We start from the raw sequence: 13,314 nt of genomic DNA, 5'->3' as shown, positions 1-13,314 counted from the left end.
AGACGAGGCTGCGTCACCCCGTGCTCGATCCCGATCCGACCAGTCCCGTCCCAAGCGGCACGCCGGAAATGGAGACCGCCCCTGTCCTGGTGGCGGCCCTGCTGGCCGTCCGTGAGCCGCCCGTCGGGCCGGACACGCCCTGCCGCACCCTGCGGGACCGGCTGGCCGCCCAACCCGGTCTGCCGGCGCTCGCCGTGACGGCGGAGGACGGGCGCGTCCTGGGGCTGGTGGACCGTCTGGCGCTGGCGGGGATTGCCGATCCGGAGGCGCCGGCGCGGACGGCGATGGACCCGGACTCGCTGCTGGTGGACGCGGACCTTCCGCTCTGCGAGGTCGCGCGGCGGATCATGCAGGACAAGCCCGGCGCGCTGGCCTCCGGCTTCGTCGTGCTGGAGAACGGGCGGTACCTCGGCATCGGGTCGGGGGTGGCCCTGCTGGCGCGGACGGACGAACAGATCATCCAGCGGACCCGCCAGCTCGACGAGGCCCGCCGCGCCGCGGAGCGCGCCAACCGCGCCAAGACCGCCTTCTTCGCCTGCATGAGCCATGAGATCCGCACCCCGCTGAACGCGATGATGGGCTTCGCCGAACTGCTGGAGCAGGAGGTCCTGGGGCCGATCTCCAACCCGCTCTACCGCGACTACGCCCGCGACATCGCGGAAAGTGGGCGGCACCTGATGGACCTCATCAACGACCTGCTCGACCTGTCGAAGGCCGAGGCCGGACGGCTGGAGCTGGCCGAATCCGCGGTGGACGTGCTGCGCGTCGCCGTGGGCAGCGCCCGCCTGCTCTCCGACCGCGCCGGGCGGGCCGGGGTCGGCATCGACACCGACCTGCCGCCGAAATTGCCTGCGCTGCGCGCCGACGAGCGCAAGCTGCGGCAGATGCTGTTGAACCTGCTGTCCAACGCGGTGAAGTTCACGCCGCCCGACGGGGTGGTCACCCTGAACGGCCGCGTGGCGGCGGACGGGGCGCTGTGCCTTTCGGTGCACGACACCGGCATCGGCATGACCGCCGACGAGCTGGAGAAAGCGCTGGAGCCCTGGGGCCAGATCGACAGCGCGCTGGGCCGCAACCACATCGGCACCGGCCTCGGCCTGCCGCTGACCAAGCGGCTGGTGGAGCTTCACGGGGGGAGGCTGGACATCGACACCGCGCCCGACCGCGGCACCACCATGACGCTGGTCTTCCCGGCGGAGCGGGTGGGCGGGTAGCCTTGCCCCCACCCCGGCCCTCCCCCGCTTTGCGGGAGAGGGAGAAAAGTCCCCTCCCCCTCGAAGAGGGGGAGGGTTAGGGAGGGGGCAACGGTGACGAACCCTTACGCCAGCCCCTTCTCCATGGCGCTCGCCAGACGGCGGGCGAAGGCGGCGGGGTCGGGGAGGGCTTCGCCTTCCACGATGCGCGCCTGGTCGAGCAGCAGCCACGCCGCGTCGTCCAGCGAGGTCGCCGCACCGCTTGCCTTGGCGCGCTCGGCGAGGCGCTTGATCAGCGGGTGGGCGGGGTTGACCTCCAGGATGCGCTTGGCCGCCGGGGCGTCCATGCCGAGCTGCTTGTGCTGCTTCAGCAGGCGTTCCAGGTGCATGTCCATGTCGTTCTCGTCGGCGACGAGGCAGACGGCGCTGTCGGTCAGGCGCTCCGACGGGCGGACGTCCTTCACCACGTCCTGGAGCGTCAGCTTCAGCAGGACCAGCAGGTCGGTCAGCTCGCCCTCGGAGGCCTTCTCCTCGGCGGGCTTCTCCTCGCCGCCCTGGATCTTGCCGAGATCGGCGCCGCCGCGGGTCACCGACTTGAAGGGCTTGTCCTGGAAGCTGCCGACCGACGGCACCCAGAACTCGTCCACCGGGTCGGTCAGCAACAGCACCTCGACGCCCTTGGCCTTGAAGCCTTCGAGCTGCGGGCTGCGCTTCAGCGTCTCGATGTCGTCGCCGCTGATGGTGAAGATGGCCTCCTGGCCCTCCTTCATGCGGCCCAGATACTCCTCCAGCGAGACCAGACCGTCACCGGCGGTGCTGCGGAAGCGCATCAGCTTCAGCAGGTCGTCCCGGTGCTCGTAGTCGTCGTAGAGGCCTTCCTTGAGGACGGCGCCGAAATTCTCCCAGAAGGCTGCGTATTCCTCCGCCTTCTCGGTGTCGCGGGCCTTCTTGCCAAGCTCCGACAGGACGCGGCGGGTGATGCCGGCGCGGATCTTGGCCAGCATCGGGTTGTGCTGGAGCATCTCGCGGCTGATGTTCAGCGGCAGGTCCTCGCTGTCCACCACGCCGCGCAGGAAGCGCAGGTAGGGCGGCAGCAGCCCTTCCGCCGAATCGGTGATGAAGACGCGCTTGACGTACAGCTTCACCCGGTGGGCGCGCTTGGGGTCGAACAGGTCGAACGGCTTGGAGGACGGAACGAACAGCAGGTTCGTGTATTCGATGGCGCCCTCGGCCCGCCAGTGCAGGGTCAGCCACGGATCGTCGAAGGCGTGCCCGACATGGTGGTAGAACTCCGTGTACTGCTCCGCCGTGATCTCGCTCTTGGAGCGCATCCACAGGGCCGACGCGCTGTTCAGCGACTTGGCGTCCTCACCCTCGCCGAAGAGGATCGGGATGGCGATGTGGTCGGAGTATTTGCGGACGATGCCGGAGAGGCGGTGCTCCTCCAGATACTCGTCGTCGCCCTCGCGCAGGTGCAGCTTGATCTGTGTGCCGCGCGGCAGGTCGGCGACGTCGGAGATGGTGAACTCGCCCTTGCCGTCCGACAGCCAGCGCCAGCCCTGCGTCTCCCCGGCCTTGCGGGTCAGCACCTCCACCCGGTCGGCGACCATGAAGGCGGAGTAGAAGCCGACGCCGAACTGGCCGATCAGGTTGACGTCCTTCTTGGCATCCCCGTCTTTCGCGCTGTCCTTCAGGTTGCGCATGAAGGCGGCGGTGCCGGAGCGCGCGATGGTGCCGAGGTTCTCGACCAGATCCTCGCGGTTCATGCCGATGCCGTTGTCGGCCACGGTGAGGGTCCGCGCCTCCTTGTCCACGGTCAGCCGGACCTTCAGGTTCGGGTCGTCGGCGGACAGTTCGGGCTGCGTCAGCGCGGCGTAGCGCAGCCGGTCGCAGGCGTCGGAGGCGTTGGAGACCAGCTCGCGCAGGAAGACTTCCTTCTCGCTGTAGAGCGAGTGCGCGACGATGTCGAGCAGGCGGCTGACCTCGGCCTGGAAGCTGAGCCGTTCCTCGGTCATGGTGTCATCCTTGATCGTTCTTGTTGGTAAGCTTGCCGATGGGTCCGAAGGACGGCGCAGATATGTGCGAGCGCGCCGCCCCATGCAAGAGCGATCGGCTGGCGTTGCACTGGAGTTTCGCAACCGGAGTGGTGGGTTGGGTTGGGAGACGTGTTGCCCCCTCCCTAACCCTCCCCCGCTTCGCAGGGGAGGGGATCAACTCCCTCTCCTGCGTCAGCGGGGGAGGGAAGGGGCCCGCGGCGCAGCCGTGGGAAGGGTGGGGGCAAGACCCTTCCCGCAGCCTCAGCGCTTCTTGCCCTGGATCGGCTCCGGCTCCGGCTGGCCCATGCCCATCATCGCGCTCATGTCCGCCCCGTTCAGCAGGAACTGGCCGGTCTCGGTGACGTCGATCTTGTAGCTGCGCACGTCGTTGCCGGCGTCGTCCTTGGACGCCTGCCCGAAGGCCTGGAGCATGGCGATCACCCCCAGCGCGTTCTGGGTGCTTTCGTCGGCCTTCTTGCCCGGCTTGGGCTGCATCGCCTTGGTGGCGGCGTCCAGGCCGCGCAGCAGCACGGTGCTGCTGCCCACCGCGCCGAAGGCGGAGTTGGCGGCCATGCGCATGGCGCCGGTCACGGTGCCGGAGGTCGCCGGGGTGTTGACGACGAAGCGGTCGATGCGCAGCTCCGTCCCGACCTCCGCCATGGCGCCCATCAGCCGGTTGCCGATGGCGGCCACCGCCGCCTCGTCGGCCCCATGGTCCGGCAAGTCGGCTTCCTCCTCGCCCTCGCCTTCTTCCTCATCCTCCTCGCCCTCGCCTTCTTCCTCATCCTCCTCGCCCGCGGCGGCCTGGGCCTCGGCCAGCGTGGCGAGGTCGGCGAAGGCCCGCCACAGCGAAGCGGTCGGCAGCTTCGCGGTGCTGATCTGAACGTCCAGCTTGTCCGGCATGAAGGCCTTCGGTGCCACCTCCGGTTCCAGCGTCAGGCCGCTGGACTCGATCCCGAAGGTGGTCGAGGCCATCGGCTTGTCCAGATCCTCGGCGCTGCCGCGCAGGACGAGCTGGCCCAGCGCGAGGCGGGTGCCGTCCTCCGGATTCAGGGCGGTCAGGCCGGACAGGCGGACGCGCCCGCTGGCCCCGCCCATCAGGTTCTGCATCAGCGGGATCAGCTCCGCCGCCGGGGGCTGGGTGCCGGCCAGGGCGTGGGTCTGGGTCAGCCGCTGCATGGCGTCGGCGCGGGCGAGGTCGACGCGGGTGTAGGTGCCCTCCATCGTCAGGCCGCCGAGGTTCAGCACCTCCTTCTTCGTCTCGTCGAGGAAGCGCAGGTTGCTGATGGACAGCGCGCCGGGGCCGCTCCACAGCGGGGTGCCGGCGGCGGCGCTGCCGTCCGGCTTCAGCTCCCCGGCGACGGTGATGGCGCCGACGGTCAGGGCGCTCTCGTCCTTCTTGCCCTTCTTGCCCTTGCGGTCGCTGGTGACCGACAGGTCGCCAAGCTCCGCGTCCATGGACAGCGCCGTTTCGTAGGCGCCGGACCACAGGGCGCTGATGCGCTGGCGGCCCAGCTTGACGGTGGCCGACGGCTTGCCGTTGTCCAGGATGGCGACGCGGTCGGGCAGGGTGGCGGTGACGGCGTGGGTGTTGCCGTCCTGCGGCTTCACCGTCAGGCGGATGGTGCCGATGTCGGCGGTGGTGCCGTCGTCCGACACCGCGGTCAGGGCGGGCAGGGCGACCTCGTAATGGTCGCCGGCCGGGGTGGCCACCGGCTCGCCGGTCCAGCGCAGCTCGGTCGCGTCGCCCTCGCTCTTGGGGAACCAGCGGGCCAACCCGTCCTTCAGCGCGGCGGCGAGCGCCCTGGCCCCGTCCTCGGTCACCGGGGGGGCCTCCGCGCGGGCGGCGGCGGGCGGCAGCGCCAGGGTTGCGAGCATCAGCGCGGCGGCGAGCGGACGGGCGGGAAGACGGCGCAGGGTGTGGCGCATGAGGAATCCCTTAGGGTGGAGCGCGCCAGGGTAGACGGGATAACCGGCGCCCGTCCATCGGCCCGAGGTTTTATACCGTTTCCGAAAGAGTTCGGCCCCGGATGGGCGTTGCAGCACGGCACGGCCGCCCTGACGCTTGCATTGCCGGTCTCCAGGCCCAAAACTTACGCTTATGACCTCTGTCCTTTCTTCGTCCGGGGGCGGTCTGGGTGCGGGTGGCCGGGTGGTCGCCGTGCTGGGGCCGACCAACACCGGGAAAACCCATCTCGCCATCGAGCGCATGCTCGGCCACCGGACGGGGATGATCGGCTTTCCGCTGCGCCTGCTGGCCCGTGAGAACTACGACCGCATCGTGTCGATCAAGGGCAAGAACGCCGTGGCCCTGGTGACGGGGGAGGAGAAGATCCTGCCCCCCAGCCCGTCCTACTGGGTGTGCACGGTGGAATCCATGCCGCTCGACCGGGCGGTGGACTTCCTGGCGGTGGACGAGGTGCAGCTCTGCGCCGATCCGGAGCGCGGGCACATCTTCACCGACCGGCTGCTCAACGCGCGCGGGCTGGTGGAGACGATGTTCCTCGGCTCCGACACCGTGCAGCCGCTGATCCGCCGGCTGGTGCCGCGCGCCGAGTTCATCAGCCGGCCGCGCTTCTCGCAGCTCACCTACGCCGGCTACCGCAAGCTGACGCGCCTGCCGCCGCGCTCCTGCGTCGTCGCCTTCTCGGCGACCGACGTCTACGCGCTGGCCGAGATGATCCGGCGCCAGCGCGGCGGCACCGCGGTGGTGCTGGGGGCGCTGTCCCCGCGCACCCGCAACGCCCAGGTCGGGCTCTATCAGGCGGGGGAGGTGGACTATCTGGTGGCGACGGACGCCATCGGCATGGGTCTGAACATGGACGTCGACCATGTGGCCTTCGCCCGCATCGTGAAGTTCGACGGCTTCGCCCCGCGCCGCCTGCGCGCGCCGGAGGTGGCGCAGATCGCCGGGCGCGCCGGGCGGCACATGCGCGACGGCACCTTCGGCACCACCGACGAGGTGGGGGAGCTGGAGGCCGACGTGGTCGACCGCGTCGAGAACCACCAGTTCGAGACGATCAAGACGCTGATGTGGCGCAACAGCAAGCTGCGCTTCGACACGCCGGGCTTCCTGCTGAAGTCGCTGGAGGAGCGCCCGCCGATCCCCGAGCTGCTGCGCGCCCGCGACGCCGACGACCATCTGGCGCTCCAGGCGCTGGTCCGCGACCATGAGGTGATGGACCTCGCCAAGGGCCGCGACAACGTGCGCCTGCTCTGGGAGGTTTGCCAGGTCCCCGACTTCCGCAAGGTGCTGTCGGACGCCCACACCCGGCTGCTCGGGCAGATCTTCCGCCAGCTGCGCACCGGCATCGGGCGGCTGGACGAGGATTGGGCGGCCAAGCAGATCGCCCGGCTCGACCGCACCGAGGGCGACATCGACGCGCTGGTCGCCCGCATCGCCCACATCCGCACCTGGACCTACATCTCCAACCGGCCGAGCTGGCTGACCGACCCGGTGCACTGGCAGGCGCGCACCCGCGCCATCGAGGACAAGCTGTCCGACGCCCTGCACGAGCGGCTGACGCAGCGCTTCATCGACCGCCGCTCGGCCACGCTGGTCCGGACGCTGAAGGACGGGCGGGAGCTGATCGGCGGCGTGCGCGCCGACGGCGAGGTGGTGGTGGAGGGTCACCCGGTGGGCCGGCTGGAGGGCTTCCGCTTCGTCCCCGACGCGCCGGAGCGCTCGGAGGAGGCCAAGTCCCTGCTGACCGCCGCCCGCCGCGCGCTTCGCGACGAAGTGGCGTCCCGCCTGCGCGCCTTCGAGCAGGAGCCGGACGATGTGTTCGCGCTTGGGCCGGACGGGGTGCTGACGGCGGACGGGTTGGCGGTGGCCCGGCTCGGCCCCGGCCCGTCGGTGCTGACCCCGGCGGTTCTGCCCTTCGACGAGGGGCTGCTCGACCAGGGGCAGCTCGACCGTGTGCGCGTCCGCTTGGAGCGCTGGCTGAAAGACCGCGTCGCCGCCCGGCTGCGCCCCCTGCTGGCGCTGCGCGATGCGGCGGATTTGACGGGAACAGCGCGCGGGCTGGCCTTCCAGCTCGTCGAGAACATGGGGGCGATGCCCCGTGCGCCGGTCGCCCCGATGGTGGAGGGGCTGGAGAAGGCCGACCGCAAGGCGCTGTCCCGCCATGGCGTGCGGCTCGGCGTGTCGCACCTCTATCTGACGGCGCTCGCCAAGCCGGGGGCGGTGGAACTGCGCGGGCTGCTGTGGGCGGTGAAGCATCGGTTGCCTTTGCCGGTGCCGATCCCGCCGCCGGGCCGCGTCTCGGTGGAGGCGACGGGCGCGCCGCCCGCCTTCTGGGAGGCCATCGGCTACCCCGCGGCGGGACCGCGGGCGCTGCGGGTGGACATGCTCGACCGGCTGGAGACCGAGCTGCTGACCGCCGCCAAGGATGGAAGGGCGGTGGCCGAGCCGGCCCTGGCCCAGATGATCGGCGCCAAGCCGGACGAGCTGGGGGCGGTGATGAAGGGGCTTGGCTACACCCGCTCGGTGGCGGAGGATGGGGCGGTCTCCTGGCGCCGCCGCCGCAACCCGCGCCACAAGCCCCGCCGCGAGGCCCCCGTCAACGCCGACCACCCCTTCGCCAAGCTGCGCCAGCTTTCGGGAACGTGATGAAGAGATTCGCTTTTGCCCCCACCCTGACCCTCCCCCGCTCCGCAGGGGAGGGGATTGAGCCTCCCTCTCCTGCGAAGCGGGGGAGGGAAGGGGCCCACGGCGTCCGCCGTGGGAAGGGTGGGGGCCCCGCATGACCGACCTCGACGACAACGACGACGACATCCCCCGCTCCGACCCCACCCCGGCGGGCCGGTTGCGAATCGACAAGTGGCTGTGGTTTGCGCGCTTCTTCAAGACGCGCAGCCTCGCGGCGAAGCTGTGCAACGGCGGCGGCTTGCGGGTGTCCGGCACCGTTGTGAACAAGGCGCATTACGCGGTGAAACCCGGCGACGTGCTGACCTTTGCGCAGGGACGGCACATCCGTGTGATCAAGGTGGTCGCGCTGGGCAGCCGGCGCGGCCCGGCGCCGGAGGCGCTGGCCCTTTACGAGGACCTCGCCCCGCCGGTGCGCGAGGAGGCGATCCACGACCCCTACCGCGCGCCGCCGGCCCCGCGGGAGCCCGGCGCCGGGCGCCCGACCAAGCGCGACCGCCGGGCGCTCGACCAGCTGTACGGAGAGGAGTAAGCCGGAACAGCCGGGGAAAGCGGCGGCGAAGCGCGGGCCGGGCCATTGCCATTCAGGGGCCGCAACCTCATCTGCGCAAAATAGTCCCGCAACGGCCGACTTTTTCGGAGCCCGCCGCCCTCATGCTCGAACTGTTCTCCGACCCGCAGGTCTGGGCCAGCCTCCTGACGCTCACCGCGTTGGAGATCGTGCTCGGCATCGACAACATCATCTTCATTTCGATCATGGCGGCCAAGCTGCCGGTCCATCAGCAGCAGAAGGCCCGGCAGCTCGGTCTGGCGCTGGCGCTGGTCATGCGGCTTCTGCTGCTCGCCTCCATCTCCTGGGTGGCGACCCTGACGGAACCGCTGATCACCGTGCTCGGCATGGGCTTCTCGGGCCGCGACCTGATCCTGCTCGGCGGCGGCCTGTTCCTGCTGGCCAAGGGCACCATCGAGATCCACCACACCGTGGAAGGCCACGAGGAGGGCGGTTCCGCTCCCAAGGTCGCCAGCTTTGGCGCGGTGGTCGGGCAGATCATCGTGCTGGACATCGTCTTCTCGCTGGACAGCGTGATCACCGCGGTCGGCATGTCCAACGACCTGCCGGTGATGGTCACCGCCGTCATCATCGCCATGGCGGTGATGCTGTTCGCCGCCCGCCCGGTGGGCGACTTCGTGAACCGCCACGTCACCGTGAAGATGCTGGCCCTGTCCTTCCTGCTGCTGGTCGGCGTGGCGCTGATCGCCGACGGCTTCGGCTTCCACATCCCGAAGGGCTATCTGTACTTCGCCATCGCCTTCTCGACGCTGGTCGAGGCGCTGAACCTGATGGCCGCCGCCCGCCGCAAACGGAAGAAGGCCGAAGCGCACTGACGCTCCGGCCCTCCTGAACGGGTCTTCCGACGGGCCGCCCCTTTTCCGGGGGCGGCCCGTTCGCTTTCCGGGGATCAGGTCCGCATCAGACTGTCGCGGAACTCCACCTCCTCCACCAGATGCTCGTAGGCGAGCTTGAACAGGTCGCGGATCGAGACGATGCCGACCGCGCGCTTGCCCTGGGTGATCGGCAGGTGGCGGTAATGCTTCGACTGCATCAGGGTCAGCGCCTCGATGGCGTCCGCGTCCGGGGGCAGGGTGTCCGGGTTGCGGGTCATGATCGCCGACACCTCGGTTTCCAAGGGGTCGATCTGGGTGGAGAGCACCTTGTTGTTCAGGTCGCGCTCGGTGACGATGCCGACGAGGTCGCCGTGGTTCACCACCAGAACGGCGCCGATGTTCTTCTCCGCCATCAGCTTCGACACGGTCAGGACGGAGGTGTCCTCCGGCACCAGGATGAGTTCCTGCGACTTCACCACGTCCGGAACCAGCTTCCGCTTCATCATTTCCCCCAATTTGTAATTTGTTTACAAACTCAAGCGCTGCAGGGAAACAATAGCAAATCTCGCGGGTGCAAAACTGCGGCAGAAGACCGCACCTCGGATGGGGTGGTCCGGATTAAGGACTCAGCGGCGGCGCAGGACGACGGTCAGGTTGTTGGCGGGCATCGCCACCACCTCGGCGAGGGCGAAGCCGGCAGCGGCGCTTTCCACCGCGTCGAGGTCGCGCACGCCCCAGGCGGGGTCGCGGGCCTTCAGGTCGGCGTCGAAGGCGGCGTTGCTGGGCGCGCTGTGCCGCCCGCCGCGCGTGAAGGGGCCGTAGAGCAGCAGCGGCCCACCCGTGGGCAGAAGGCGGGCGGCCCCGGCGAACAGGCCGAGCGCCGCTTCCCACGGGGCGATGTGGATCATGTTGATGCAGACCACCGCGTCGGCGCCTCGGAGCGGCCAGTCGGGCGCGGCGGCGTCGAGGTCCAGCGGGGCGCGCAGGTTGGGCAGCGTCGCCGCGGCGGCCCAGGCGCGGACGCTGTCCCGCAGGTCCGGGTCGGGGTCGCTCGGCTGCCACGTCACGCCGGGCAGCGCCTCGGCGAAGGCGGCGGCGTGCTGGCCGGTGCCGCTCGCGACCTCCAGCACCAGACCTCGCGGCGGCAGAACGCGGCGCAGCACCTCCAGAATGGGGGCGCGGTTGCGTTCCGTCGCGGGGGCGTGGCGGCGGAACTCCTCGGGGTGCAGCGGATCGAACATGGTGGAAGGCTACCCGCGCCCGGTGTCCAGGGCAACCGTCGCGCGGCCGGGACGCCCGGCCATCCAGGCCCCGGCGGCGAGGAGGAGCGCGCCGGCCAGCACCGCGGCGGCGGCCCCCAGCAGGGCGGAATCGAAGCTGCCGGTGCGCGCCACCACCATCCCCGCCGGCACCGGCCCGATGATCTGCCCCAGCCCGTAGACGGCGGTCAGCGCGCCGATGATGCGGGCCGACGCTCCGCCCGACAACTGTCGCCCCAGCGTGAAGGACAGGGTGACGATGCCGACGAAGGTCCCGCCGAACAGCACCGCCGACAGCACGGCCGCCACCGGGGACCCGGTGATGGGCAGCAGGATGCCCACGGCCTGCACGGCGTGGGCGAGGATCAGCGCCCGCCAGAGGCCGAGCCGCCGCCCCGCCGCCGCCCAGAGGATGCCGGACGGCATGGCGGCCAGACCGGTGACCATCCAGGCCGCGGCGCCGAGCGGCGCCGTCTCCGGCATCGTCTTCAGGATGGCGACCAGGAAGGTGCCGGTGACGATGTAGCCGGCCCCCTCCAGGAAATAGGCCAGCGTCAGCAGGATCATCGGGCCGGAGGGCGGCGCGGAGATGCGGACGGAGGATCGGCCGGCGGCGGTGTGCTGGGAGTCGCGCGGCGGGTCGGTCACCCACAGCCAGGACAGGGTGCCGAAGCCCAGGCAGGCCAGCCCCAGCCACAGCCAGTCGCCGCGCCAGCCCAGCCGGTCGCCCATCACGGCGACGAACAGGCCGCTCGACGCGATGCCGAGGCCGACGCCGGTGTAGAGCCAGCCGGTCCAGGATTCCCGTCCGGCGCGGGCCAGCGCGTCCAGCGTCATGGCGATGCCCAGGATGAACATGCCGGCGCTGGCCAGCCCGGAGACGAAGCGCAGCACGGCCCAGGCCGCCATGCCCTCGGTGAAGCCCATGCCGGCGGTGGAGGTGACGCTGGCGATCAGCGCGGTGCGGAAGACAGCGGTGCGCGCCGCGCCGTGCGGCACCAGCCCGACGCCCAGCGCCCCCACGAAATAGCCGAGATAGTTCAGCGAGGCGAGCAGCCCGGCGGCGTCGGTGCCCAGCCCGGTGGCCGCCTGCATCGCCGGCAGGATCGGCGTGAAGGCGAAGCGCCCCACCCCCATCGAGACGACCAGCACCAGCACGCCGCCGATCAGCACCCGGACCATGATTCCCTCCCGCAGGTTCGTGTTTTTCGTGTGTCCCATCCTCGCGCGACGGAACCCTCATTTCTAATGATTTGTTTCGATGCTATGCTTCACTGTGAGTGATGGGAAACGTCCGGATCGGGGAGTGTGGCGATGGACCTCGCGGGCCTGCGGGTGGTGAAGGCGGTGGCGGACACCGGCAGCGTCAGCCGGGCGGCGGAAACGCTGAACTGCGTCCAGTCCAACGTGACGGCGCGGCTGAAGCGGCTGGAGGAGGATCTGGGCGTGCCGCTGTTCCTGCGGCTCAGCCGCGGCATGGCGCCGACGCCGGCCGGGCGGGTGCTGGCCGACTACGCCGACCGCGTGCTGCGCCTCGTCGCCCAGGCGCGCGACGCGGTGGCCGACGCGGCGGGGCGGGGCGGGCGGCTGTCCATCGGCACCATGGAGACGACCGCCGCCGTGCGGTTGCCGCCGATCCTTGCCCGCTTCCACGCGGAGAATCCGGACGTCGATCTGACCATCGTCCCCGGCCCCACCGAAACCATGCTGGGGGAAGTGCTGGCCGGGCGCATGGACGGCGCCTTCGTCTCCGGGGCGGTGGAGCATCCCGAACTGGTCAGCCAGCCCGTCTTCGAGGAGGAACTGGTGCTGGTCGAACCGGCCAGCGGCATCACCAGCGAGTCCGGGCGCACCACCCTGCTGGCCTTCCGGCGCGGCTGCGCCTACCGCGCGCGCGCGGAGACGGCGATGCGCGAAGCCGGGCGGGTGCCCTACCGGGTGATGGAGTTCGGGGCGCTGGAGGCCATTCTGGGCTGCGTCGGCGCCGGCATGGGCGTCACCGTCCTGCCCCGCGTCGTGGTGGAGCGGGAGCCCTGGCGCGGCCTGTTCACCGCCCGCCCGCTGCCGCCGGAACTGGCCCGCATGCCCACCCGTTTCGTCCGGCGGGTGGATTCCATGGAGACGGTGGCGCTGCGCACCTTCCTGGAGGCGGTCGCGGAGGGGAATGGGGAGGGTGGGGCTGCGTCGCTTGCGCCCACACAACCGGCGGGGTTGATCCCGTCTCGGGCGGCGTGCTAGGCAAGCGCCGCGGTCGGGCCATGGTCCTCAACCTTTGTCCTTCCGCGACCACGCGCGAGCACGTCAGTCGAAGCGTCCATCGAAGCGACTCGAACCCCGGCGCGTGAACACCGCCGGAACTGGCGAGAACAGCGGAGAACAAATCATGCCCTACGTCGTGACGGAAGACTGCATCAAGTGCAAGTACACCGATTGCGTCGAGGTCTGCCCCGTGGACTGTTTCTACGAGGGCGAGAACATGCTGGTCATCCACCCGGATGAGTGCATCGACTGCGGCGTGTGCGAGCCGGAATGCCCGGCCGAAGCCATCGTGCCGGACACCGACGGCCGCGCGGAGAAGTGGATGGAGCTGAACCGCGACTACGCGGCGCAGTGGCCCAACCTGACCCGCAAGAAGGACGCGCTGCCCGACGCCGACGCCATGAAGGGCGTGGACGGCAAGTTCGACAAGTTCTTCTCTCCGAAGGCCGGCGGCTAAGCGGAGTCGGGACTATTGCTGCGCATGGCGTGCTTTTGCCGCCATGCAAAAACGACAGGTCGGCCATCGGCGGGCA

General features: G+C 70.4%; 11 protein-coding genes. 6 read left to right on the top strand and 5 right to left on the bottom strand.

The annotated features are described in order from the left end of the window. The first annotated feature begins 20 nt into the window (after positions 1-20). The gene (locus DS837_RS09830) at positions 21-1,214 is read left to right on the top strand and encodes a sensor histidine kinase (RefSeq protein ID WP_149164563.1); all 1,194 of its coding nucleotides are present in this window, start codon (positions 21-23) and stop codon (positions 1,212-1,214) included. A gap of 104 nt (positions 1,215-1,318) precedes the next feature. On the opposite strand, the gene htpG is transcribed toward DS837_RS09830, so the two are convergent. Together htpG and DS837_RS09820 are read right to left on the bottom strand one after the other, a co-directional pair. Next, positions 1,319-3,208: a molecular chaperone HtpG gene (gene htpG, locus DS837_RS09825; protein WP_149164562.1), complete on the bottom strand. Its 1,890-nt coding sequence runs from the start codon at positions 3,206-3,208 to the stop codon at positions 1,319-1,321. 282 nt (positions 3,209-3,490) lie between these two features. Beyond that, positions 3,491-5,158, bottom strand: coding sequence for a hypothetical protein (locus DS837_RS09820; protein WP_149164561.1), 1,668 nt, complete (start codon positions 5,156-5,158; stop codon positions 3,491-3,493). A 172-nt stretch (positions 5,159-5,330) separates the two neighbouring features. Here DS837_RS09820 and DS837_RS09815 point away from each other — a divergent pair, with 172 nt between their 5' ends. The 3 genes from DS837_RS09815 (at position 5,331) to DS837_RS09805 (ending at position 9,263) form a co-directional block, all read left to right on the top strand. Beyond that, a complete protein-coding gene (locus DS837_RS09815; protein ID WP_170295796.1) occupies positions 5,331-7,841 on the top strand; it encodes a helicase-related protein in 2,511 nt (836 codons plus the stop codon). Between the two features lie 133 nt (positions 7,842-7,974). Beyond that, positions 7,975-8,409: an RNA-binding S4 domain-containing protein gene (locus tag DS837_RS09810; protein WP_149164560.1), complete on the top strand. Its 435-nt coding sequence runs from the start codon at positions 7,975-7,977 to the stop codon at positions 8,407-8,409. Positions 8,410-8,531: 122 nt separating this feature from the next. Then, positions 8,532-9,263: a TerC family protein gene (locus tag DS837_RS09805; protein ID WP_149164559.1), complete on the top strand. Its 732-nt coding sequence runs from the start codon at positions 8,532-8,534 to the stop codon at positions 9,261-9,263. Between the two features lie 74 nt (positions 9,264-9,337). Here DS837_RS09805 and DS837_RS09800 read toward each other — a convergent pair whose 3' ends face one another. The 3 genes from DS837_RS09800 to DS837_RS09790 form a co-directional block, all read right to left on the bottom strand. Further along, positions 9,338-9,769: a CBS domain-containing protein gene (locus tag DS837_RS09800; protein ID WP_247889844.1), complete on the bottom strand. Its 432-nt coding sequence runs from the start codon at positions 9,767-9,769 to the stop codon at positions 9,338-9,340. A gap of 120 nt (positions 9,770-9,889) precedes the next feature. Beyond that, a complete protein-coding gene (locus DS837_RS09795) occupies positions 9,890-10,504 on the bottom strand; it encodes a DUF938 domain-containing protein (RefSeq protein WP_149164558.1) in 615 nt (204 codons plus the stop codon). A gap of 9 nt (positions 10,505-10,513) precedes the next feature. After that, entirely contained in the window at positions 10,514-11,704 is a 1,191-nt protein-coding gene (locus tag DS837_RS09790) for a YbfB/YjiJ family MFS transporter (RefSeq protein WP_149164557.1), read from the bottom strand. Positions 11,705-11,836: 132 nt separating this feature from the next. Here DS837_RS09790 and DS837_RS09785 point away from each other — a divergent pair, with 132 nt between their 5' ends. Continuing rightward, entirely contained in the window at positions 11,837-12,760 is a 924-nt protein-coding gene (locus DS837_RS09785; RefSeq protein ID WP_149164556.1) for a LysR family transcriptional regulator, read from the top strand. A gap of 145 nt (positions 12,761-12,905) precedes the next feature. After that, positions 12,906-13,238 carry a ferredoxin FdxA gene (gene fdxA / locus DS837_RS09780; RefSeq protein WP_014238741.1) on the top strand — a complete coding sequence of 111 codons (333 nt, stop codon included), beginning with the start codon at positions 12,906-12,908 and terminating at the stop codon, positions 13,236-13,238. Positions 13,239-13,314 lie beyond the last annotated feature (76 nt).

The sequence above is a fragment of the Azospirillum brasilense genome, from assembly GCF_008365405.1.
Taxonomy (GTDB): Bacteria; Pseudomonadota; Alphaproteobacteria; order Azospirillales; family Azospirillaceae; genus Azospirillum; species Azospirillum brasilense_D.
This window is presented reverse-complemented; position numbering and strand designations above follow the sequence as displayed.